Source organism: Alteromonas sp. 5NS40-0096 (assembly GCF_057544385.1).
Window position 1 is genome coordinate 64,689 of record NZ_BAAJLQ010000004.1, and the last position, 21,289, is coordinate 85,977.

Here is a 21,289-nt window from a genome sequence, read left to right on the forward strand (position 1 = left end):
TTTTGTTCTAGACAAAATTAAGTTAATGCAAATGAGAATTATTATCAAGTATGAGTTAAGAAAAAGGCAACAAATATTGCTGCCTTAGTCTGCGAGCTTACTGTTTGTAAACAACGCCATCTTTCATGACAAAATCAATGCGTTCGAGAATAGATATGTCTTCGAGTGGGTTGCCATTTACCGCAACTATATCTGCGAGCTTTCCAGCCTCTAGCGTACCCAGTGTGTCGCTAATCCCGAGAAGCTCAGCAGTAGACACGGTTGCACTTTGAATCGCCTCAGCCGCAGGCATACCCGCTTCTACCATTAATGCAAACTCTTGAGCGTTATCGCCATGGGCCGACACGCCACTATCCGTGCCAAAGGCTATTTTCACGCCAGCTTTATAGGCGCGTGAAAAAGTATTTTGAATAAGCGGTCCTATCGCTGCTGCTTTGGGGCGCACCAGTGCCGGAAAGTAACCATCGATTTTCGCTTTTTCTGCAACAAAGTTGCCTGCCAAAATGGTGGGAACGTAAAAGGTGCCATGCTTCTTCATTAATTTCATAGTGGCTTTGTCCATATACGTGCCGTGTTCTATGGAATCTACACCAGCCTTTATTGCCCGCTCCATGCCTTCTTTACCATGAGCATGCACTGCGACTTTTAAACCGTAGTCTTTTGCGGTATCGACAATTGCTTGTAACTCATCATCCATAAATTGCGGATTTTGACCATTTTTAGCCACACTTAATACACCACCTGTCGCAGTAATTTTAATGACATCGGCACCGTCTTTATATCGCTGCCTTACGGCTTCTCGTGCTTCTGCAATACCGTTAACAACACCGTCTTTTGGCCCAGGATGCATTTGAAATGCATTGGCAACACCATTGCTGGGGTCGGCATGGCCACCTGTTGTGGCGATAGATTTAGCTGCGGTGTAGATCCTTGGGCCTACGTGTTGGCCTTTATCGATTGCATTTCGCAATGCGACCGTTTCGTTATAACTGTCACCTAAGTTGCGCACTGTAGTAAAACCAGACATGAGTGTCTTCTCGGCATAATGTAAGGCGGTGAGTGCGTAATCTGCTTCGTTTGCGGTAAATCGCTTCAAGTAAGTTTGAGGACCTCCGTGCTGCATAGACAAATGGACATGCATATCCATCAAACCAGGTAAAACGGTAGCGTCTTTTAAATCGATAACCGTATCGCCATCTTGTGGATCGACAAACCCTTGTTTGAGATCAACGATTTTATTGTCTTTAACAATTATGGTTATGTCTTTTTGTAGTTTATCCGTTTTGCCAGTGAACACATTTCCCGCGTGAATCAGTGTATCCGCGTAGGCGCAATTCACTAAGGAAATGTAGCTAGTTGTCGTTAAAAGTAATGCGATGAATTTTTTCATTTTTATAGTGTGTGATTTTTGAGCTAGAGCATCACTCTAGGCTATGCAATAGTAGAAATCAAAGCTTCATCGTCGCAATCCGGTTGGTTTAGCCAATCGTTAGGATAAATAGCAAGGATTGGGTTTTAACAATGCTTGGCATAAGAGCGAAGCAAAAGGTTGGTCAAAATGAGACGTGGACAGCAAGTACAGAATCGAGAAACTGACTACCCCTCTAACTATGAGTTGGTATCAACGACAGATACTCGAGGTATCATTACTTATGCGAATGAGGCATTTTGCCATGTTGCGGGTTATGAAGAACAAGAGCTTGTTGGTAAAAACCACAATATTGTGCGCCATCCCGATATGCCCAAAGCTGCGTTCAAAGATATGTGGGATGCGCTTGAAAAGGGGCATTCATGGCGAGGGATTGTCAAAAACCTTTGCAAAGATGGCAGCTATTACTGGGTCGATGCGTTCGTTACGCCAATTATGGAAAATGGCAAACGAGTTGGCTATCAATCTGTTCGTGTTAAACCCGAGCGTCGCCTTATTGAGCGAGCAGAAAAGCTCTACCGAGCAGTGAATGAAGGCAGAACAAGTGAGCTTAGAGAAATCACAATCGCTCAGAAAATGATGGGATTTATGGTACTTAGCGTACTCGTTGGTCTCATACTTGGTAGCTTCTTCAGCTGGTGGTCTGCATTGGGAGTGGTCTCCGTTGGACTACTTGCCTTAATAGTGTTCCATGTGGAACTTTTTACTTTGCCCGCGCAGGCCGACGCCATGCGCAAAGAATACGATAGCGTCTCTCGATTCGTGTTAGACGGCAAGGGAATCAAGTCAATTTTTACATTTAGAATGGGCATGGAGAAAGGCTTGCAGCGAGCGGTGCTTGGGCGCACTCAAGATGCAACGCATCGACTTGAATTCATATCGAACAAAACGCTGGGCTTCGTAAATCAGACTTCAGAAGGAATCCACCAGCAAAAAGACGGCGTATCCAAAATCTCCTCTGCCATCGAAAGAATCAGCAATCACTCCAGAACAATGCTTCACAATACGGAAAGCACCAGAGAAAGCATCGTAAAAACCAACGAGCAATGCGGTGAAGCCAAAGGCCTGATTCTTGCGGGTCGCGACAAGGTACATGAGCTTTCAGGTATTGTTGACGCGGCGTCATCCACTGCAGATCAGCTTTTAGACGCGACAAATAATGTCGGCGTCATTATGGGGGAAATTGAAGCGATCGCAGAACAAACCAATCTATTAGCACTTAATGCTGCTATAGAGGCTGCTCGTGCTGGAGAAAGTGGACGTGGCTTTGCCGTTGTAGCTGATGAAGTTCGCTCATTATCGACTAGAACACAGGAGTCTGCTGGTAATATTGTCTCAAGTATGGATTTAATGCGCACAACACTATTGGAGTGGGTGGAAACAATGCATGTTTCTCGAGATAACGCGCTACAAAGCGTTGAGCAGGCAAATACATCCGCTAACGCTATCGAACAGATCTATCTGATGATCGAAGAGATAGACAGACATTCCAAGGGCATTGTGAGTGCGATCACTGAACAAGAATCAATGTGCAACGAAATCGAACATAACGCGCAAACGATTTTTCACGTGGCGGAGAGTAATAGCAATGTTGCAGACGAGATGAAACATACTGCGCAGGAGCTTAACCAAAACATCACGACCATTTCTGGTTTGAGTGATACTTTCAATCGCGACTGATTTATTCGTCTTCGAATTCTCCGAGACAACAATGATAATCGCCGCTTGAGAGCCGTAACTGTGTTGTCTTGTCCGTGGTGTGGTAGGACGCTCGTTCTATTAGTTGATAGTAGACATTCTGATGGAATCGCCCCCACAAATTGCGGCGGACATTGACGTATGGCACTGTGGTTCCCGCTGCGGAAAAAGGGTCTTGTCTGAGTTCGAGAGGATGGTTTGCGTCTAAGTCGAATTGATCGCCGCTTTGGGTTGTTAGCGTAAAAATTCCTTGATTATGTTCCCAGCCCGTAATAACAAAAGGCACGTCCTCAACTGCAATCCCCACTTTCTCAACCGGCGTAACGAGAAAATATTGGTCGTTTTCTTTTTTAATTACTGATGAAAAAAGAGAGACGAGTGCTGCTCGTCCGATAGGAGAACCCTCATAAAACCAACGGCCGTCTCTTTTAATGGTCATATTGATGTCGCCACAAAAGGCGGGGTCCCATGATTCCACCGGTGGCAGTGTTGTTTGTTTGCCACCAGTTTGCGAGTCTATTTGCTTGTGTAGTTGACTAAGATCCATAACCTTCGAGGCTAGATTTCACTTCACGCAACTTGGCTTTGATGCGGCGCATATTATCTGGGCCCGTTCTAAGTAATTGCTTTTGTGGAGAACTGAGTGACTCTAGGCGATCGTCACTGTACTTGTACATAACAGAGTCAGTATAAACCTCGACTGGCATCGGAATTTCAGGTGTGTCTAAAAGATGGTCAATGGCTTCAGCAAATACTTCGTTAAACGGCGTTCCCGGGCTGCCTATTTCGTCATAAACCGCTTGTAGTTCGCTCTGATACTCTTCATATAAACCCATGAGTTGGTCGTTGTCCATTGACTCAAGGACTTCGACATAGGGGGTGTAGCGTTTATAACTTGCTGCATCGATCCACTCTCTATCTGCTTGGCGATAGATACGGAATGACTGGCTTGGAGGCGTTAATAGCTGATGGTTCGGCGCAGTCTCCTCGTCGGCTAAGTTGACTACATTGATCACGAATCGTTGAATTAGGCCATCATTCACCAGTAAACGGGCAAGAGTGGGAGAAGTAGCAATTTCCATCAATGCGGCTTTGACTGCGCCATCACTCGTATCGAGAGGTTCTGGTTCAGGCTCAATAACTGGCTCCATGGGCTCAATTTCAGCATTTGGATCGATTTCTACCGCTTCTGGTTCTGGAGTAGGCTCAAAGGTATCTGGTGTTTCTGGCTCTATGGCTACAGGTTCTTCGATGACAGGGGCCGGCGCTTGTTCAACTACCTCAACTGGTTCATCTGAGGATGGCCAAAAAATAATAGCTAAAACTGCCACCACGATTACGGCAATAATAATAAGGTGTGGTGCTAGCGTACGTTTTTCTGACGTTTCACTCATAGTAATTCCACCGTCATTTGAATCCTAGTTATATTAATATTATCAAAGATGTAGCTATTTGTTGGAAAATCAATAGACAAAATAGTTCAATGCGCATGCATTACATCATATAAAACGGGTTGATAAGAACGATAGTTCACTATCTAGATAAACATTTGCCCTTGGTATTTAGATGTCACGACCACTGATTTTATTTCACCTTTTTGATAAAAATTAACTTTCTCTTCATTCAAAGCCCTGCTTTTTGAACCGCTCTTTGTTGTTGCCCGTAGATATGGAGTCAGTAAACAAGAGGTGACTATGCACAAATTTAACTATCAAATGATAGAAAAACAGCCAATGAACATTGCGTTACTTGAAGTGCTATCTTTCGAGATGAATGTGTATTTAGTGCGTTTAACGACAAACGATAACGGTATTCATCGTCACGGATTGGTCTATGACATCAAATCTGACAAACCCTACCGCTTTTATAACTCTACCGGGATTCGCGAGTTCTTTTCTGAGTGTTTTGTGGAGACTGCAGTGATGGTTCATGACACTCCGTACGATGAGATGATAAATAACCCGCCTAAAGCGTCTAACCCCATGGCCCTGCCCTTTACTATGGAACTACCTTATTGAGTTAACCATGGTGCGGCTACGTCTCGTAGGTTGATTTGCGCATTCAAGCGTTTAGCGAGCAAAAACAATCCACCCAATTTACGATGAATGAAAACCGCATCTGCAGGTGGTACGTGCCAGAAATCAAGGTCGTAAGACAGAGCCATGCCCAACGCTTGCAGGCGTGATACCAAGTCACTGGTACCAAAGTCATAGTCACCTTCTTGATGTATTGCTTCACATGCCATCATACCGATTTGCGTGACCAATTCGATTTGCTCTGCGGTGTGATCAGGCGTCATTAGCCCGATAGAAAATGCTGCCTGCTGCATATGGATACTGTCGTCATTGGAAGCCGCATTTAACAATTGTTGGTATTGCAAACTAAGGGTATCGGGAAGCTCGCGAGTCGCACCAAAATCCAGCAAGACGAGCCGTTGAGCGTCAGCGTCATAGCGAAAATTGGCTAAATTGGGATCGCTTTGGATGAGTTTAAAATCGAATACCTCTTTAAAGAAAAGGCGAAACAGTGCACTAACCAACTTGTTTTTGGTTTCTTGAGGCGCTCCTTCTAGTGCTTCTATGGGGTCGGCTTTCATAAATGTCATGGCCAGTACATTTGATGTACTCCATTGCTCATCGACAGCAGGGCACAAAAAGTCGTCGTCATGGGCAATCATGTCTCGATATTGATTGAGCATGGTTGCTTCCCGTTGATAGTCCGCTTCATCGTGAAGCTGACGTTTTGCCTCGGATAGCAGGGGCGTAAAATCGAGTTCTGAAGGAATGATTCCAGTCAACTTAATTAGCGATGCGACGTTATCTACATCACTGTTGATACTTTCACTGATGCCTGGATATTGGATTTTTACGGCCAACATACTGCCGTCTAGTGTGATGACTTTGTGTACTTGCCCAATAGAGGCGGCAGCAATAGGCGCGTAAGAAAAGTACAACAGTTTATCGTTCCAACCCTCACCCCATTGTTCATCAAGTACTGCTTTTAATTGAGCCTTGGGCATGGGATCCGCATCATCTCGCAATCTACCTAGAATGTCTGAGAGTTCTTTGGGCAGAAGATCACCGCCGTCCATGGATATTAACTGCCCTACTTTCATTGCGGCGCCGCGCATTTTCGCTAACTGGTCGGTTAGGCGCTGAATGTTTTTAGGGGTGAGCAGAAGCGAGGACAACTTAGGTCGCTTGCCTTTGAGTAACTGAGCCGTACCTTGAGCAATAACACTTGTAGCAATTCTTCCCGCGACGCTACCTAAGCCAGTCACTCGCGCGACTCGGCCGGTGGGGATAGCCTTGCTGGTTTTAGCGGATTTTTCTGTCATGAGAGGTTATAACAAGGATGCAATTATTTGGATCACCATACCGCTAACACTGCCAATAGCAAATCCAAACCAACCGCTTTTGCTAATGTAGCGAGCTAAGGTCGCACCGAAAATTCCACACCAAAGCATGGCACTGTAAACCGAGAATAGACTGCCACCAGTCCCACTAATGGGTAGAAACAAGAGGATGACAATCGTCAGCGCCATTGCGCCTGACAAGAGTACCCACATGATGTTCTTTTTGTCTTTAAATGCGTCTTGAGGTTGTGCCATAGAAAGTCGCTCCTTGATACATGACACCATCATGAAGTATCAGAAGCGACATGGCAATAAGACTAAAATCTTACTTCGAGCAGTTTGGCTGAATCGGAAAACGTGAGTGTTTTCACGTTACCTTTACCTTCAACATTCAGTGTGTTGACTTGTGCTGGCCATAAGTCTCGCAACACATCGTGCTGTATACTCAGCCCCTCGAGAGCCGGAGGCGTTGCCGTTTCTTGGTAAACCCAAAAGTGCTTACCATCAATTTCATAACCGACCAATTTTAGCGGTAACGATTCGCCGTTGGCGTCGAGCACCGCAAATCTGTCTACTACGTAGTTAGCGAATTCGGCCTGGGTCAGACTATCGTCAATGATATCCGCCGTTTTGTCGAACAAAGACCTTACAGCATGCTCTGAGTCGTGCAAACTGAAACGGTGCATGATTTCAATGTTTTCTGTTCTTGGGTTAAACAGTACTGTCGTAATCGCTGCTTTTTGCTGATGGGCTTGCGCAAAACTAGAAAGAACTAAGAGCGCCAAAATGGCGCCCTTAATTAAACAGACGATGCCTCGAGTTTTACTCTGCATCTTTGTCTTCGTCAGTCTTCAGCTTTGTCTTGATATCGTTCATGATATCGCGATTTACTTTTCCTGAACGCGGCTTAGCTTTATAGGCTTCAATGCGCGAAGGAATGATGCGACGAGGATAGTGGTTGTTTTCTACGTCAACGTCGGCTGTTTCCCAATGTGGGTCAACAGTAACGCTTTGTAGTACTTTGTCTTTCTCTGTCACGATCAGCTTATTTACAGCTTTTGGTGTACGTCGCCAGATTTCTGCTGGGATGTACATTTCTTCCTTGGTGCCATCTTCAAACGTGAGTTCGAGGATAATGGGCATGACCAAGCCGCCTTTGTTTGAGAATTCAAGTACGTAGTAGTTCTTGTCTTCTTTAATCGCACGCTCAAATGTCGTCTTTTCCCAAGGCTCAAGGCTATCGAGGAAGCTGTTGTATTTGTTGCGTTCCTTGTTTGTGACTGTGAATCTGTCATTGTCGTCATAGAAATCTTTCAGATCGCCAAAACGGTCAACCCACAGCTCAATACCTTCCTCTTTATTGCGCTTATCGGTAAGCGATTGAGGCTTGTCCTGTTCAAATTGACGCTCGCGAGCGAAATCGATGTCAGGATTTTTGGTGTCCAAGCGAAGCTTGTAAACGTGATCTAATGAAATGTCGACGTGGTCTGTGGTGTAGAACCAGCCTCTCCAGAACCAATCAAGGTCGACACCTGAAGCTTCTTCCATAGTACGGAAGAAATCAGACGGTGTTGGGCGTTTGAATTTCCAGCGTTGCGCATATTCTTTGAAAGCGAAGTCAAACAGTTCGCGTCCTAGAATGGTTTCACGAAGAATATTTAATGCCGCCGCAGGCTTAGTGTAAGCGTTCGGGCCTAGGCGCAATACAGAATCAGATTGCGTCATGATTGGCACTTGCGTCGAAGACTTCATGTAGCCTGTGATATCGCGTGGCTCAACACCCCAAGGAATATTAGGATCCCACTCGCGCCCTGCTACACCATCAAGGAAGCTGTTTAAGCCTTCGTCCATCCAGGTCCACTGACGCTCATCCGAGTTAACGACCATTGGGAAGTAGATGTGTCCGATTTCGTGGATGACTACGCCAATAAGGAATCGTTTTTCTGCTAGTGAGTACGTGCGGCTACCATCGTCACGAAGTTCGGTACGTGGCCCATTAAACGTAATCATTGGATATTCCATTCCACCCACTGGGCCATTGACAGACTGCGCAGTTGGGTACGGGTAATCAAATGAGAAACGCGAGTAAACTTCCATTGTGTGGATGATTGACTCAGTGGAGTATTTCTTCCACAGATCGCCACCTTCTTTAGGGTAGAACGACATTGCCATTACATGAGGTTGATCTTCACCACCTTGGTTGTAACCTCTCGCATCCCACATGAATTTACGTGAAGATGCCCATGCGAAGTCACGCACATTGTCGGCTTTAAACTGCCAAGTTTTGGTTTTAGACGTCCCTTCTTTTTCGTTTTCTAACGCTTCCTCTTCGGTCACGATAAATACGGTGCGATCAGCGTCTTTAGCTTTTTCCAAACGTTTGCGTTGCTTACGCGTCAACACGTCTTCGGGGTTCGTTAGTACACCGGTAGAAGAAACAATGTGGTCGGCTGGTACTGTCATGCTGACGTCGTAGTTACCAAATTCAAGAGTGAATTCGCCGCGTCCAATAAACTCTTTATTGGTCCAAGCTTCGTAGTCGGTGTATGCCGCTAAACGAGGGAACCACTGAGCGAGTAGGAAGATATCGTTTCCGCCTTCGCGAGCATCATCGGGGAAGTGTTCGTAACCCGAACGAGCTGATACGGCATCCTCTTCAACGATGTTGAACCCAAAATCAATGCTGAACGCTGTTTTTTCACCTGATTTTAATGGTGTAGGCAGGTCAACACGCATCAAGGTACCAACAATAACGTGGTGAAGGTCATTTCCACTGGCGTCTTTTACCGACTTGATTTGATAACCCAGTTCATTGTCTTCAACGAACTGTTGGCGGCGTAATGCGCCCAAGCTCAATTGAGCAGGCTTGCCTGCAGACGCTGCTTTGGTTGCTGGACCGCGATTACCGATACCACCAAATGTCGTGGTAAGCGCTGACATTGAATCATTGCGGAATTTGTTTTGGTCTAGTTGAACCCAAAGGTACTTCAGGGTGTCGGGTGAGTTGTTAAAGTAAACAATTGACTCTGTCGCATCAATACGACGCTTTTCTTCATTAAGCGTTACATCAATATCGTAGTCGACTCGTTGCTGCCAATACTCATGGCCTGGCTCACCTGCTGCATTACGATAAACGTTTGGTGTAGGAAGGACTTCTTCAAGTTGTCTAAACTTATCTTCAAAGTCACCTTTGGTTTGCTTGATTGCTGCAACGCTAGCAGACGCATGGAAGACCACAGTCGCAATTGATGCAGCCCACAGCAAGCGTTTGGGCATACTCATATCTGTTCCTTGGGTGCTAAAGAGATTCTAGTGATGTGACTATGCTGCGAGTGCAACGTTAGCTCAACCTAATCTCAGATTATTATGTTCCCGCTATATTAGTACAAAATCATCTCAATTTGGCAGCGAAAGCAAGATTTGCTGGCCAGTTCAAGCGATGTATTTTTGATGAAATTTAGCAGGAGTTTTAGTCAAACACCCTATTGTAAGAGTTTATCCTGCTTTTGTGCTAGCCCTTAGCCGTGTTTAGTCCTCCATTTACCGCAAAACACTTGTATTATCGCGACTTTGTAGGATTGGCTATTTGTTTACGACACGCTTTATCGTATGCTTTAGTCCTTGTTTTTTTCGCTTCCACTTCCCATGACCAAATTTAATTGGCAACGCGCCGTGATAAAAATCGGCAGTGCTCTTATTGCTCCATCAGGTGACCAATGTAGTGCCACCTATCTGCTCCCCATTGCTCGTTTTATTACTGAGAGCCGCGCGGCGGGCAAAGACGTCGTTGTCGTTTCGTCTGGAAGTGTCGCTGCAGGTAGAAGTAAAATTCCTATCCATCACGCTGCTTCGATTGCAGAAAAGCAAGCCATGGCCGCTATCGGGCAAACAAAAATGATGGCGAATTGGCAACGGTTTTTCGATGACCCCTGTGCTCAAGTGTTACTGACATACGATGATCTTCACGATAGAACTCGTTACGTCAACATTAAGAATACATTGCGGGAGCTTCTGGCCCACAATGCCGTGCCCATCGTTAACGAGAATGACACGGTTGCTGTCAATGAGTTGAAAGTGGGAGATAACGATAACTTGGGGGCGTATACCGCATTGGTCGCACAAGCCGACACCTTGATTATTTGTTCAGATATTGATGGCCTTTACACTGCCGACCCTCGTAAGGATGCTGACGCCACGCTTATTCCCGTTGTGGAACACATAGATGAATCAATCTACGGTCTAGCGGGTGGCGCCGGTACAGCATTGGGCACCGGTGGTATGCGGACTAAAATCGAGGCGGCAGATAAGTGTACCCAATCCGGCATTCAGACGCTGATTGTCAATGGTCGCAACAGCCAAGTCTTCGACAGTTTACTCGAGGGGCAAGTACAAGGGACGCTATTTAAGGCGCAACAATCCAGTGAGAAAGCGCGGTCTTTGTGGCTCAAACACACGCTAAAAACATCTGGTTGGGTTGAGGTGGATGCTGGTGCTAAAAAGGCTCTCATCCAAAAAGGGGCGTCATTATTGCCCTCGGGTGTACAAGCGATTGGCGGCGAGTTTTCCGCTGGTGATGCCATTGAAATTCGCTGTGAATCACAAGTAATAGCAAAAGGCTTAGTACTTTATAGCTACAGCGATCTCGAAAAAATCAAAGGTTTGAAAAGTAGAGACATTACACAAGTATTAGGATTTGATTTAGGTGAAGAAATAATTCACAGAGATGACCTAGTACTCATTAACGATGGCAATAAAGAGGTATAAATGACAGATTTTAGCCCGTCCTTGAGTGACTATCCTTATACCATCGATATCTCTACTCGGTGGCACGACAACGACCAATACGGGCATATTAACAATGTTGTTTATTACGGCTTTTTTGACACAGCAGTCAATCGATTCTTGATCGAGCATGGCGGTTTGGACGTGCAAAACAGTGATATCATCGCGTATGTTGTTAGTTCGCAGTGCCAGTACATTGCGCCAGCCGCCTACCCAGAAGTAATCCGCGTGGGTCTTCGCGTTGCCAAAATGGGCAGAAGCTCTGTCACTTATGGGCTGTCAATTTTTGCTGGTGAAGAGGCAAGACGTGTTGCTCACGGTCAATTTGTGCATGTCTTTGTTAGTCGAAAAGACGAAAGAGCAATGCCAATTCCCGAAAATTTGAGAGCGAAATTAGAAGAGTTGGATTCTGCATTCGATTGATGCCTTTATTCACCAATGGCTTGCTGCGATGACTTGTCATAGAGCAAAGAAAAAATAGTCGAGAACAACTCGGCTTGATTCACAGGTTTGGTCAGATACGCGTTCATTCCTGCATCTAAGGCTTCATCTGCATCTTGCTTCGTACCGTAAGCCGACAAACCGATGATAGCCGTTTGTTGGTCAAACTCTCTAATCAACCGCGTTGCCGTCATGCCATCCATTACTGGCATCTGGATATCCATTAAAATCAAAGCATACGAAGCATGTTTGGCTGCTTCCAAGGCTTTTTGGCCGTTCTCAACCACTACCACATTCATTTTGAGCGGCTCTAGTATTCCCAAAGCTATGGTTCTATTTAACTCAATATCTTCTACCATAAGTACGGGTATACCCGCAGTTAGCTGCTGTAAATGCTCCAAGTTATATGTGGGAACTTGTTTTTCAGGTGTTATGGCTTGTGTTGTGTATTTCAACTTGAGGTAAAAGCTAAATGTGGAGCCTTCGCCTTCTTTACTGTCGACTGAGATATCACCTTCCATTTTGTCGATAAGTTGTTTAGAAATTGCCAGGCCCAACCCAGTGCCGCCATATTTTCTGGTGATTGATTCATCCGCTTGGGTAAACGGTTTGAACAGTTTTTGCTGCTGTTCGTGCGACATACCAATACCTGTATCGGCTACAGACATATACACGAATACTTCATCATCGCTTTGGACTTCGGCTTTCACCGATAAACGAATATCGCCTTGTTCAGTGAATTTAGCGGCGTTATTGATAAGGTTTATCAAAACTTGCTCAATACGAAGGGGATCTCCGATTAATGTCTTGGGTATATCTGGCGCGACATCAAAAATTAAGGATAACCCCTTTGCTTCTGCTTTGACTTGGCAAATGCTCAAGACTTTATGAATGACTCGGGTCAGCTTGAACGGCGTTTCTTCCAACCGCAACTCGTTGAGTTCAATCTTGTTGAAGTCGAGAATGTCATTGATAACCTGCAGCAAATGGCCACCCGCGTCTTCTATTTTGTCTAGGTAAGTGCTCTTATCGTCGATGGTCTTGGCATCTTTACCAAATTTCGCAAAGCCCAATACCGCATTGAGTGGCGTTCGCAGTTCGTGGCTCATATTGGACAAGAATATCGATTTGGCTTTATTCGCTTTATTGGCAACTTCTATGAGTGATTCGAGTTCTTTATTTTTGTCTTCGATATCCGATACGTTTGATGCGATACGGCTTGCCATCGTATTGATACCATCGCCGAGATTTTTGAGTACATCGGTCTCTATGCCGCTTACCCTTTTGCTGTAATCACCCTTGGCGATGCTGCGGATAACGTTGTTGACAGAAACGATTGGAGATATGAGCTGTTGATTAAGAATATAAATGGACAAAAAGATAAACAGAACTAACACCAATAATGCCGTGGAGATAACAGGCAGGGTATCAAAGCGCTCTTGAACTTGGTCCAGAGAAAATAAACTCACTGCATACCAATCTAAGCCTTCGATGTATTGAAAAGACGCTAAATAGGATGTGCCTTCAATTTTCACCGTGTATAACGCGGCATCGCTGAGTGGCGCAGGTGAATTTTGGGTGTAAGGCGTTTTTACCAATTGAGAGATGCCGGGAAACACCTCACTCGCTGACTTTTCTTGAATCACTCCCAATAATTGATTGGCGCGAACGTCGTTGAACTGACCCGCGAAGCCTTGAACAATTCGATTGTTGTCCAACAGTATATTTGTTACGCCTTCACTTGGGTGATTAAGAATACCTTGGGTTATTTGCTCTATCGCGATATATGTACCCACCAGCCCAAGCAACCTGCCATTTTCACGAACAATGATGTCTAAAAATGCGCCTTGCCTCAGAGTAACAGGGTGGTAGCTCGAATCTATGTATACGTCTTTACCACTTGCAATGAGATCCGTATACCAAGCGTCCCTGTCTAACTCTATGGCTTCACTGACCACTTGGTCGAACGATTGGTTCCAGTCGTAGCCAGTTAAGGTTCGGTGAGAAAAGATAAACCAGCCATAACACGTGATGATTTCACAGGCTTGATTGAGTTTTTCTTGAGCAGTGGCCACCAGTGCAGGATCTTCAGGGTTTTTCATAAAACGTTGGAACGCTTCACTCGCAAGACCCGTTTCAAGCAGTTTTTGGTCACGATTGAAATAATTTAACGCGCGTTCTTGAGTCACGGAGGCTTGTTGGCGAACTAGCTTTTCTGCGAGATCTTGCTCAATGGTATTAATGAAGCTGTTAGCGAAATACAAAAATACCAAATAGAGCGCGGCAAAAATCCCTAGCACTAATAAAATCAAACGTATTTTTAGCGAAGCGGTAATGCGCTGAATCAACTATTAATTATCCATAAAAAACTGACGCTCTAAGTAAAACATAGCATCAACTAGCTTGGATGTTAGGTCTAGCGCTCAGAAAACCCCATTAATTTTATACAAAACGCTTATAAGACTGTGCAGGATCAAATAACAGACAGAAAAAGTGGGCAATTGAGCCCACTTTTACAGCCGATTGAGTTTTTGGTTTAGCTCGTAAGCGGGCTCAGTCACGATAGCTTCTAACACTTGAATTCGCTCCGTTAAGGCTTGAATTTGTGCGTCTTTTTCTTCCATGGTTTTCTTTGCTTGGTCTTGCTGAGCAGGTTTGAAAGGGTTAATGCAGCCGCCATTCATCCAAGCCACTAGACGCCAGTTGTATTTGGCGTCTAAGTAATAAGACAACATCATGACACTGAATAACGTCGCCATTAATAAAATGATACTGAATGTACTCATTGTAAACCTCCGGTTTAAAGTCAAGTTAGGTCGTTTCATCACCTTGCTGTTACTCTAGTCGACGCCCAAAAGAAAAAATTACACTGCGCTGTAATTTTTTTTATCGGCAAGCGACTAGGTAATTGAGCACAATACGTTGAGCGGTTGTGCGTCGATAAAACCAAACACATGGGGTGATCGTTGAATATATCTTTTGAGCAAGTGTTAAGGGAATATGGTCCTTTGCTCAGCCGTGTCGCAAACAGTTATGAAGCGAACGAAGCTTTGCGCCAAGAGTTGCGGCAGGAAATTGCCCTCGCAGTTTGGCAAGCTTTGGCGCGCTTCGAAAACAAAAGCAGCGTAAAGACTTATATATTAAAAGTTGCACATAACCGTGCGGTTTCTCATGTTGCCGCCTATGCTAGGCTGCCTCAACGGGACGCGTTCGAAGAGGACAATGCCGAACATAGTGAATCTTCCCATCACTCTCCAGAAAAGTTATTGAGCTCAGAGCAAGCGATGCAAAAAATGCTCGCCGCGGTTCGAGAGCTTCCTGTCCTCAACAGACAAGTCATAACCCTTTCTCTTGAGGGCTTGAGCTATGAGGAAATCAGCGATGTGTGTGGTGTAACCAAGAATCATGTTGGCGTTTTAATAAAACGGACCAAAGAAAAGCTAAAACAGAGTGTAAATTATGGCTGAAGAAAAAGATCCATTGAGCGAGTTGTGGCAAACACAAGTGACCGAAGATATTGATGTCAATGCGGTTAAACGCGACCTGCAAAAACAGAAGTGGAAGCACATTCTCTATACTTTCTTTGATGCGCTGGGCTGTGTGCCTTTAATCATTCTCTTTGTCTATTTTCGTGACGAGTTCTCCCTAACGGCCCTGATTGGGATGGCAGTATTCGGGCTGGTGGCACTGATTTACTTTGTTTACTTCACGTGGCTGAGACGGCATGCAATATTAGGTGTGTCTGAGTCGACCAGTAATTACACGCGCACACTCATGTTGCAATACAAGAACAACCGCAAAATTGCATCGCTGACGATGCACTCTTGTTGGATTGTGATGATTATGTTGTTCTGTTTTTTTGGTGCCATTTATCTCGCAGGCGAATTTCCAACGGATGGTATAGGGCGAAGGATTCTTGCTATCGGTATAACCGGTGTTTTCATGGCTGGTGTGGGCCGTTGGGCCTACAAACGAAGGCAGTTTTTTGACGCGAAATATCAGCGTTTAAAAGAATATACAGACAGAGCGGGTATGGCATGAGGCACGCTGGTTATTTAAACCAGTTTCTGACGCGATGCATCGCTGGCTCAGGGAAGGTAACTCGATTGCAGAAAAGTACGCGTTGCCCCGAGCTATTTCCCCGTTTGATCCTCTTGCTTGCCAAGAGAAAACTGGTAGTACATGTCTAGCGCTTGATACAAGCCTTGAATCGCTTCTATGTATAAGTTATCGGAGAGTTGATAGCGCAATGCCACCTCAGGCGCACTTGCATCGTTGCTATTAAACACGCCAACACCATATCGCACAGTGAGATTGTTGGCTATTTTACCCGAGACTTGAACTTTCGTGTCGGCTCCCTGCCCGCTCGTACTCAAACTAAAGTCGTCAATACCAATGGCTTCACCCACTTTACCTGTAATGGATTCCGTATTGGACAAGCCAAGCCCCAATAGGATTCCGGCATAGGCTTCTTGATTCATTTCACCACCGCCGCCGCCAATGCCAGCACTACCATTGAGTAAGTAAGCTAGGTTTGCACCTTGATCCATCGTAGGTTCTGAAAAAAGTCCGACATTTGGCCTCGTAGCAGGCCCATCTATTCTGACCCCTGCGATAACGTCATCTTCGGTATCATTGGGATCGCGAATGGCTTCAACAAGTAACACTGGCTGAGCAACTGGGCCGTTGAACTGAATTTCGCCGGTGCGGATAATGAGATTTTGCCCATATGCTTCATACCTTCCATCATTAAGGGAAAGGTCGCCATAGGCGGTAATTGCCGGTTGTGTCGCTACTTTTAGTGCGCCTTGCAGGTTGGCGGTTAAGCCGAAGGCATCGAGTTTTACTTCACCCAACTGCTTCTCGTCAATGATGACATTGACGTTTGCATCTATCATTCTCAACGGATCTTCACTGGGTGGCTCTCCTCGCAAATGCACATCACTTGACGGCGACACCGCGGTCTCTGGCAGGCCTTCTATTTCTATTCTCGCCCATGGGATGGTGATATCACCGGTAACACTAACTGCTTCGGGATTGATATGCGCGGTAAGATCGGGAGATAGCTTGATGCGCACGTCTTTTTGCCTAAAAGCAAATTCGTTACCGGTTAAATGAAGACGTAAAGAAGGGGTTTCCGACCAGTCCAACTGCCCATCTAATCCGCCTAATCCCTCTCCTAGGGTAAACTGCCCTTCAAAGTCTGCACTGGTACCGTTAAATAAGAACACTTGTTCCCAATTGTTGATTTGCGTCGGTAGCGCTGGGCTTTCAACTCGTCCATTATGCAGTTTAAGTTCACCCTTGAGTGACGGCTGACTGAGTTGATTGGCTATTTGAATTTGCCCCTGAATTCGGCCTTCTAGTTGTTCAAGTGTGTCACTAAGGGCATTAAGAGGCGATAAATCGATGCCAGCTAGGGTTAGCTGACTATCAATGGTTGGGGACTGGGTAATGTTTTGCAGTTTGCCGTTAAGTTCGACTTTACCAAGTTGTGGGCTGGCAAGCGTGAATCGATGGAAAAGTTCATCGCCTTTGATAGACGCTTTGCCATGAAATTCCTCGATACCAATTTCAATCCCTTCATCAGGCCCGACAAACCAAGAAGCGGGGCTTATGTCTATCTCAAACTCCGCTGTTAGTGGATGCCCTTCATGGTAATTGCCCGAGGAATTGACTGTGAGCTCACTAAGACTTTGACGCTTAACGGTATCGGGTAACAGTTTATGTATCCAAGTGCCAATGGGTATGCGACTGGCATCAAAGTTCCACTTTGCGACGCCGTCACTATAACTCGTTTGGCCAATACAAAAGGTACCTTGAGCTGCCTCTTTCCAACAGTGTTCACCAAGTGATGATGCCAGAGAGTCTAGGTTGAGTGTCACTTCTGCAGGCTTATCAAGATGCCAATTCGATTGGAACACTCGGGTATCGCCGTGGCTGATTCGACCGCCCCAAACCCGATCGTGTAATCCCCCAGCAATCTTTAAATTCGATGCGAAGTCTTTCGCTTGCAATGTCACTTGGCTATCGTGCTGTTCGATATCGCCTTTCAAGCCTACATTGAAAGACATTGGGCCTTGTTCTGATGCCCGCTTATTCAGCGATTGGGCGACTGTGATATCGTTTCCGTTGAGTAGAATGTCGAAACGAGGATTATGCCATTCACCCTCAGCGACTATCTGTCCGGTCATTGTGCCTGAGATATCGGTAGTGATTGACGACAGGGACGTGAGATTGACATCTGCAGTAGACTTTAGATATCGCTGGTTAAAGAGTTGTGTAACTGTAGAAACCTGATTATCTGCATGGGTGATATCCAGTGTGGCAACGACAATGTCACTGCTTGCAGAGTAGAGCGCCTGCCCAGTGACTACCAATGGGTTTTCAAGGTAGTCGGCGTGTAAATCGATACCCGATAGATTGACGTCCACGCCCTGGTTGGTCAGCCGCAACTGAGAATTAAGCGCGCCATTGAGAGGCGAGGGAATGTCTCTATTAAATTGTGCTGTATTGATCGCGTCGAGTTGAGTTTTGCCTATCCAGCTAATGGAATCATCGAAATAAACCACCCCCTGAGTCGCGATCTCGCCATCAAGTGCAGATAGTACTGCCGTTTTGATCTCTGCACTGCTGTCATTAACTTGGGCAAGCAATTTCAGTTTGGCTTTGCCGATGTCAGTTTGGATGACACCAGCATCGGCTGTAATCGAGTAGTTGCCCATCATGCCATTGAGCTGGATTTGACCTGCCAATACCTCAATGGGGGTCTCACCTTCGATACCGAACGCTTGCCAATTGGCATTGGCGTTTAATGGTAGCGATGGTGTTAACAGCTCCCCCGATACTGACGTTTGGCTGTTGATATAGCCTGTGGTGTCAATGTTTATTGCGATGTCACCCAGGCTACCTGAAATCGCGACATCAGCTGCTTGCTGCTTTGCTAAATGGGGAATTTCTCCCTCTCCTTGGAGCGATAGTTCAATAGGGTAGTCTCGTGTAAGCTGAACGCTGCCATTGAGCGCTAGTGTGATCAGTTCATCATCGACTGCAAGCTGGTCAATATTGATTGTCGAACGCTCAAAAGTGAATCTGTCGAAGGCAATGGTATTGATATGATGTGGGGTTTGCGCTTGCTCAATCACTAAAGGCGAAATAGCAAATTGGCTGACTTCGATATCGATAGGGACTTCGATAATAGGCAATTGGGGCGGAGTATATGCCAACTGGAAGCCCGTGGCTGGCGAACTGTCGGGCGGCGACTCTTCGGATGATGGTATGGTCACTACGAGATTCGACAACATAGGCTCGATAATGCGGATTCGCTCATCAGCGATAATCGACGTGGTAAATTTCTCAAGCTTAACGTTTGCGCCTGGTGTGGCTAGATTGACGTCAGTGACGAGGATATTGGTGATATTAATCCCCAGTGGCAAAGCGATTCGATCCAAAGGTTTGCTTGGCGCGCTGGCCGAGCTCTCGTCTGCACTGAAGGTTGCGACATGAATACCATTGACTCGTATCGTGTCGATGCATACCGTTTTGTCTATCAAACAAGCCCATTTGGGAGAAAACGCGAAGCTATCGAGGGTGGCGGTTTCGGTCTTGGTGTGCCATTGAATACCAGATATTGTCAGGCCACGTCGGAGATCGCCTTCAATTTTCGAGACCGTAAGTGGTTCAACAAACGTATTGGCTAGCCATCGCCATAAGGGGTTGGCCAGCGGTGTCAACGCAAAGACCAGAACGAGTAGCAATGTAAACAGAAAGCCCAGCAGGATTCGAAGTGTAAGTTTCATTATAATTCTGGCCCCAATGCGAAATGCACTCGCCACGTATTTTCAAAGTCACTGTAGCCTCGGGCCAAATAAAAGCGCACAGGTCCTATGATAGTAATGTAGTGCACACCTGCTCCAATACCAACGGCGGGAGACGCATCAAAGTCTGAAGTTGCAGTCCCTCCATCAGCAAAAACGGCAGCACGCCAATTTGGCGCGATCGGATGGGCGTACTCGACGCTGCCCGTGACAAGATAGGGATCGCCAATCAAAGGCTCTGTGACTTCACCATCTTCGATGGCTTGTACGCGAGTGCCCACACTTGCAAAAGCAAAACCTCTTATGGATTGATCGCCACCTGCAAAGAAGCGCATTGTGGGTGGCACTCGATCAAATTCGTCAGTTTCGATAACGCCGGCTTCCGCTCGCGCCGTGAAACGGTGTTTGCCGAGTGTACGAATCCACTTTGCCTTAGCAGTTGCCTTGAGCACTGAAATATCTGAGCCTACGCCTTCATAGCCACCTTCAAATGAAAACAGGAAATGACTGCCGTTGGTAATGTCCAGTTCCCCTTCTTGCTCGATAAAACTCAATGCATAGCCCGGCATTAACAATTGCGTTGTCTGCGAAGGTTGGTTGGCCTGAGTGAAAAGTGCTCTTTGGTATGTCAAAGACCAAATTCTTTGATATGGCGAATCAGGTTGTCTGGTATAGCGTTTCGCTGCGACGGAAAACGACTCACTATCGGTGTCATTTTCTTCGAAAAATTCGTAGCCAACAATGATGCTGGCGTAGTCATGAGTAACATCGCGCATGGGAATCCGATAGTCTACGGAAACCGACTGTTGTGGCCTTGATACAAATAGTTGTGTCGTAGCAGAATGTCCACGATTATTGACCCATGGGCGTTCCCAACGCAGTCGCCCTCTAGGCCCCATATCGGTAGAGAAGCCGCCTCCTACGTTGAATGTATCTTTGGGTAAATGCGTGACAGTTACTTCGATTGGCACTTGTTTGTTTATCGCTTGGTTAACCACGGGCCTAGCGATAACCCGTTCAAAATAGCCTGCTTCATTTAGGCGTCGGTTAAAGCGAGTCAATAATTCGGCAGTATAGGCTTGGCCGACTTCGAAAGGACGAAGTTGATTAATGATGGCTCGGGCTCTGTCATCGCCAATAATCCTAACTTCTCCGAATTGGTAGCGCGGGCCACTTTGGGCAACCAGCAATATGTTAGCCTCTCTTTCTTCTCTGACGAGGTCGAGACGAGTCGCTTGCCAAAAGAAATCAAAGTACCCGTGCGACAGGGCGTAGCTGAACATCGAGGATTTGAAATCACTGTATGTTGGTTGATCTAACACGTCGCCTGGGTGCAAGGGAAAACTGTCAAACTCTTCACGAAAGACGGGATCGAACCGCCCATCCCCAATAATTTCTCGAGTGACGTTTGCGACGACTAATGGTGTGCCTATATCGATAGTAAGGAGAACGGTGCTGTCATCTCCTTGGGTGATTTGAGTTTCACTGTTGTAATAGCCATAGGGCTCGAGCGCCGTCGACACCGTATCTTTAATTATTTTCTGCCATACCGGGTCGGCAATAACAACGTCGTCATCGATTCCACTTAAATGTAGCTCAACGTTTTTCCTGAGCTTGCCATCGTCAATACCCTTTACATCGAACTCAGCAGCACACGCAACGCCAGCAGAAGTGACGAAAAGTAATACGGCAATAGCACATTGTCGAAGGTCATGAAAAAACAAGTGGAGGATTCCTGCCTTGAAATCGATAGAGACTCGCTTATTT

General features: G+C 45.9%; 17 protein-coding genes. 6 read left to right on the forward strand and 11 right to left on the reverse strand.

Annotated elements, in window-relative coordinates; genetic code table 11:
• Positions 1-97: 97 nt before the first annotated feature.
• The gene (locus AC27G9_RS12870; protein WP_487074833.1) at positions 98-1,390 is read right to left on the reverse strand and encodes a metal-dependent hydrolase family protein; all 1,293 of its coding nucleotides are present in this window, start codon (positions 1,388-1,390) and stop codon (positions 98-100) included.
• Between the two features lie 168 nt (positions 1,391-1,558).
• Between AC27G9_RS12870 and AC27G9_RS12875 the strand changes: the two genes are divergently transcribed.
• Positions 1,559-3,109, forward strand: a complete 1,551-nt coding sequence (locus AC27G9_RS12875; RefSeq protein ID WP_487074835.1) for a methyl-accepting chemotaxis protein — start codon at positions 1,559-1,561, stop codon at positions 3,107-3,109.
• Between the two features lies 1 nt (position 3,110).
• On the opposite strand, the gene AC27G9_RS12880 is transcribed toward AC27G9_RS12875, so the two are convergent.
• Positions 3,111-3,674, reverse strand: coding sequence for a DUF1285 domain-containing protein (locus AC27G9_RS12880; protein WP_487074838.1), 564 nt, complete (start codon positions 3,672-3,674; stop codon positions 3,111-3,113).
• Positions 3,664-4,521, reverse strand: a complete 858-nt coding sequence (locus AC27G9_RS12885) for a DUF3014 domain-containing protein (RefSeq protein ID WP_487074840.1) — start codon at positions 4,519-4,521, stop codon at positions 3,664-3,666. Before AC27G9_RS12885 ends, AC27G9_RS12880 begins: the two co-directional genes overlap by 11 nt.
• Before the next feature lie 300 nt (positions 4,522-4,821).
• Between AC27G9_RS12885 and AC27G9_RS12890 the strand changes: the two genes are divergently transcribed.
• Complete coding sequence (locus AC27G9_RS12890) at positions 4,822-5,145, forward strand: DUF6482 family protein (protein ID WP_487074842.1); 324 nt, start codon at positions 4,822-4,824, stop codon at positions 5,143-5,145.
• On the opposite strand, the gene AC27G9_RS12895 is transcribed toward AC27G9_RS12890, so the two are convergent.
• The 4 genes from AC27G9_RS12895 to AC27G9_RS12910 form a co-directional block, all read right to left on the reverse strand.
• Complete coding sequence (locus tag AC27G9_RS12895) at positions 5,139-6,464, reverse strand: ABC1 kinase family protein (protein WP_487074844.1); 1,326 nt, start codon at positions 6,462-6,464, stop codon at positions 5,139-5,141. The two genes, AC27G9_RS12890 and AC27G9_RS12895, sit on opposite strands and share 7 nt — an antisense overlap.
• Before the next feature lie 6 nt (positions 6,465-6,470).
• A complete protein-coding gene (locus tag AC27G9_RS12900) occupies positions 6,471-6,737 on the reverse strand; it encodes a hypothetical protein (RefSeq protein ID WP_487074845.1) in 267 nt (88 codons plus the stop codon).
• 62 nt (positions 6,738-6,799) lie between these two features.
• The gene (locus AC27G9_RS12905) at positions 6,800-7,315 is read right to left on the reverse strand and encodes a DUF6702 family protein (RefSeq protein WP_487074846.1); all 516 of its coding nucleotides are present in this window, start codon (positions 7,313-7,315) and stop codon (positions 6,800-6,802) included.
• Positions 7,305-9,758: a M1 family metallopeptidase gene (locus AC27G9_RS12910; RefSeq protein WP_487075236.1), complete on the reverse strand. Its 2,454-nt coding sequence runs from the start codon at positions 9,756-9,758 to the stop codon at positions 7,305-7,307. The genes AC27G9_RS12905 and AC27G9_RS12910 overlap by 11 nt, the downstream gene beginning before the upstream one ends.
• 369 nt (positions 9,759-10,127) lie before the next feature.
• On the opposite strand from AC27G9_RS12910, the gene proB reads away from it, so the two are divergent.
• Together proB and AC27G9_RS12920 are read left to right on the forward strand one after the other, a co-directional pair.
• Complete coding sequence (proB, locus tag AC27G9_RS12915) at positions 10,128-11,246, forward strand: glutamate 5-kinase (protein WP_487074847.1); 1,119 nt, start codon at positions 10,128-10,130, stop codon at positions 11,244-11,246.
• Complete coding sequence (locus tag AC27G9_RS12920; RefSeq protein ID WP_487074848.1) at positions 11,247-11,687, forward strand: acyl-CoA thioesterase; 441 nt, start codon at positions 11,247-11,249, stop codon at positions 11,685-11,687.
• Between the two features lie 5 nt (positions 11,688-11,692).
• Here the strand turns inward: AC27G9_RS12920 and AC27G9_RS12925 are convergent, their stop codons facing one another.
• Complete coding sequence (locus AC27G9_RS12925; protein ID WP_487074849.1) at positions 11,693-14,005, reverse strand: ATP-binding protein; 2,313 nt, start codon at positions 14,003-14,005, stop codon at positions 11,693-11,695.
• A gap of 213 nt (positions 14,006-14,218) precedes the next feature.
• Positions 14,219-14,491: a hypothetical protein gene (locus AC27G9_RS12930; RefSeq protein WP_487074850.1), complete on the reverse strand. Its 273-nt coding sequence runs from the start codon at positions 14,489-14,491 to the stop codon at positions 14,219-14,221.
• Between the two features lie 180 nt (positions 14,492-14,671).
• On the opposite strand from AC27G9_RS12930, the gene AC27G9_RS12935 reads away from it, so the two are divergent.
• Positions 14,672-15,172, forward strand: a complete 501-nt coding sequence (locus tag AC27G9_RS12935; protein WP_487074851.1) for an RNA polymerase sigma factor — start codon at positions 14,672-14,674, stop codon at positions 15,170-15,172.
• Positions 15,165-15,746 (forward strand): hypothetical protein, encoded by a 582-nt coding sequence (locus AC27G9_RS12940; RefSeq protein ID WP_487074852.1) that lies wholly within the window; start codon positions 15,165-15,167, stop codon positions 15,744-15,746. The genes AC27G9_RS12935 and AC27G9_RS12940 overlap by 8 nt, the downstream gene beginning before the upstream one ends.
• A 92-nt stretch (positions 15,747-15,838) precedes the next feature.
• Here AC27G9_RS12940 and AC27G9_RS12945 read toward each other — a convergent pair whose 3' ends face one another.
• Together AC27G9_RS12945 and AC27G9_RS12950 are read right to left on the reverse strand one after the other, a co-directional pair.
• Entirely contained in the window at positions 15,839-19,504 is a 3,666-nt protein-coding gene (locus tag AC27G9_RS12945) for a translocation/assembly module TamB domain-containing protein (RefSeq protein WP_487074853.1), read from the reverse strand.
• Entirely contained in the window at positions 19,504-21,246 is a 1,743-nt protein-coding gene (locus AC27G9_RS12950) for an autotransporter assembly complex protein TamA (protein ID WP_487074854.1), read from the reverse strand. Before AC27G9_RS12950 ends, AC27G9_RS12945 begins: the two co-directional genes overlap by 1 nt.
• Positions 21,247-21,289: the final 43 nt, after the last annotated feature.

Bases quoted from the DNA above. Each gene is read 5' to 3' on its own strand.
- AC27G9_RS12940 (WP_487074852.1), top strand. From the start codon at position 15,165: ATGGCTGAAGAAAAAGATCCATTGAGCGAGTTGTGGCAAACACAAGTG.
- AC27G9_RS12905 (WP_487074846.1), bottom strand. From the start codon at position 7,315: ATGCAGAGTAAAACTCGAGGCATCGTCTGTTTAATTAAGGGCGCCATT.
- AC27G9_RS12875 (WP_487074835.1), top strand. From the start codon at position 1,559: ATGAGACGTGGACAGCAAGTACAGAATCGAGAAACTGACTACCCCTCT.
- AC27G9_RS12880 (WP_487074838.1), bottom strand. From the start codon at position 3,674: ATGGATCTTAGTCAACTACACAAGCAAATAGACTCGCAAACTGGTGGC.
- AC27G9_RS12890 (WP_487074842.1), top strand. From the start codon at position 4,822: ATGCACAAATTTAACTATCAAATGATAGAAAAACAGCCAATGAACATT.
- AC27G9_RS12870 (WP_487074833.1), bottom strand. From the start codon at position 1,390: ATGAAAAAATTCATCGCATTACTTTTAACGACAACTAGCTACATTTCC.
- AC27G9_RS12895 (WP_487074844.1), bottom strand. From the start codon at position 6,464: ATGACAGAAAAATCCGCTAAAACCAGCAAGGCTATCCCCACCGGCCGA.
- AC27G9_RS12910 (WP_487075236.1), bottom strand. From the start codon at position 9,758: ATGCCCAAACGCTTGCTGTGGGCTGCATCAATTGCGACTGTGGTCTTC.
- AC27G9_RS12920 (WP_487074848.1), top strand. From the start codon at position 11,247: ATGACAGATTTTAGCCCGTCCTTGAGTGACTATCCTTATACCATCGAT.
- AC27G9_RS12900 (WP_487074845.1), bottom strand. From the start codon at position 6,737: ATGGCACAACCTCAAGACGCATTTAAAGACAAAAAGAACATCATGTGG.
- AC27G9_RS12885 (WP_487074840.1), bottom strand. From the start codon at position 4,521: ATGAGTGAAACGTCAGAAAAACGTACGCTAGCACCACACCTTATTATT.
- AC27G9_RS12945 (WP_487074853.1), bottom strand. From the start codon at position 19,504: ATGAAACTTACACTTCGAATCCTGCTGGGCTTTCTGTTTACATTGCTA.
- proB (WP_487074847.1), top strand. From the start codon at position 10,128: ATGACCAAATTTAATTGGCAACGCGCCGTGATAAAAATCGGCAGTGCT.
- AC27G9_RS12930 (WP_487074850.1), bottom strand. From the start codon at position 14,491: ATGAGTACATTCAGTATCATTTTATTAATGGCGACGTTATTCAGTGTC.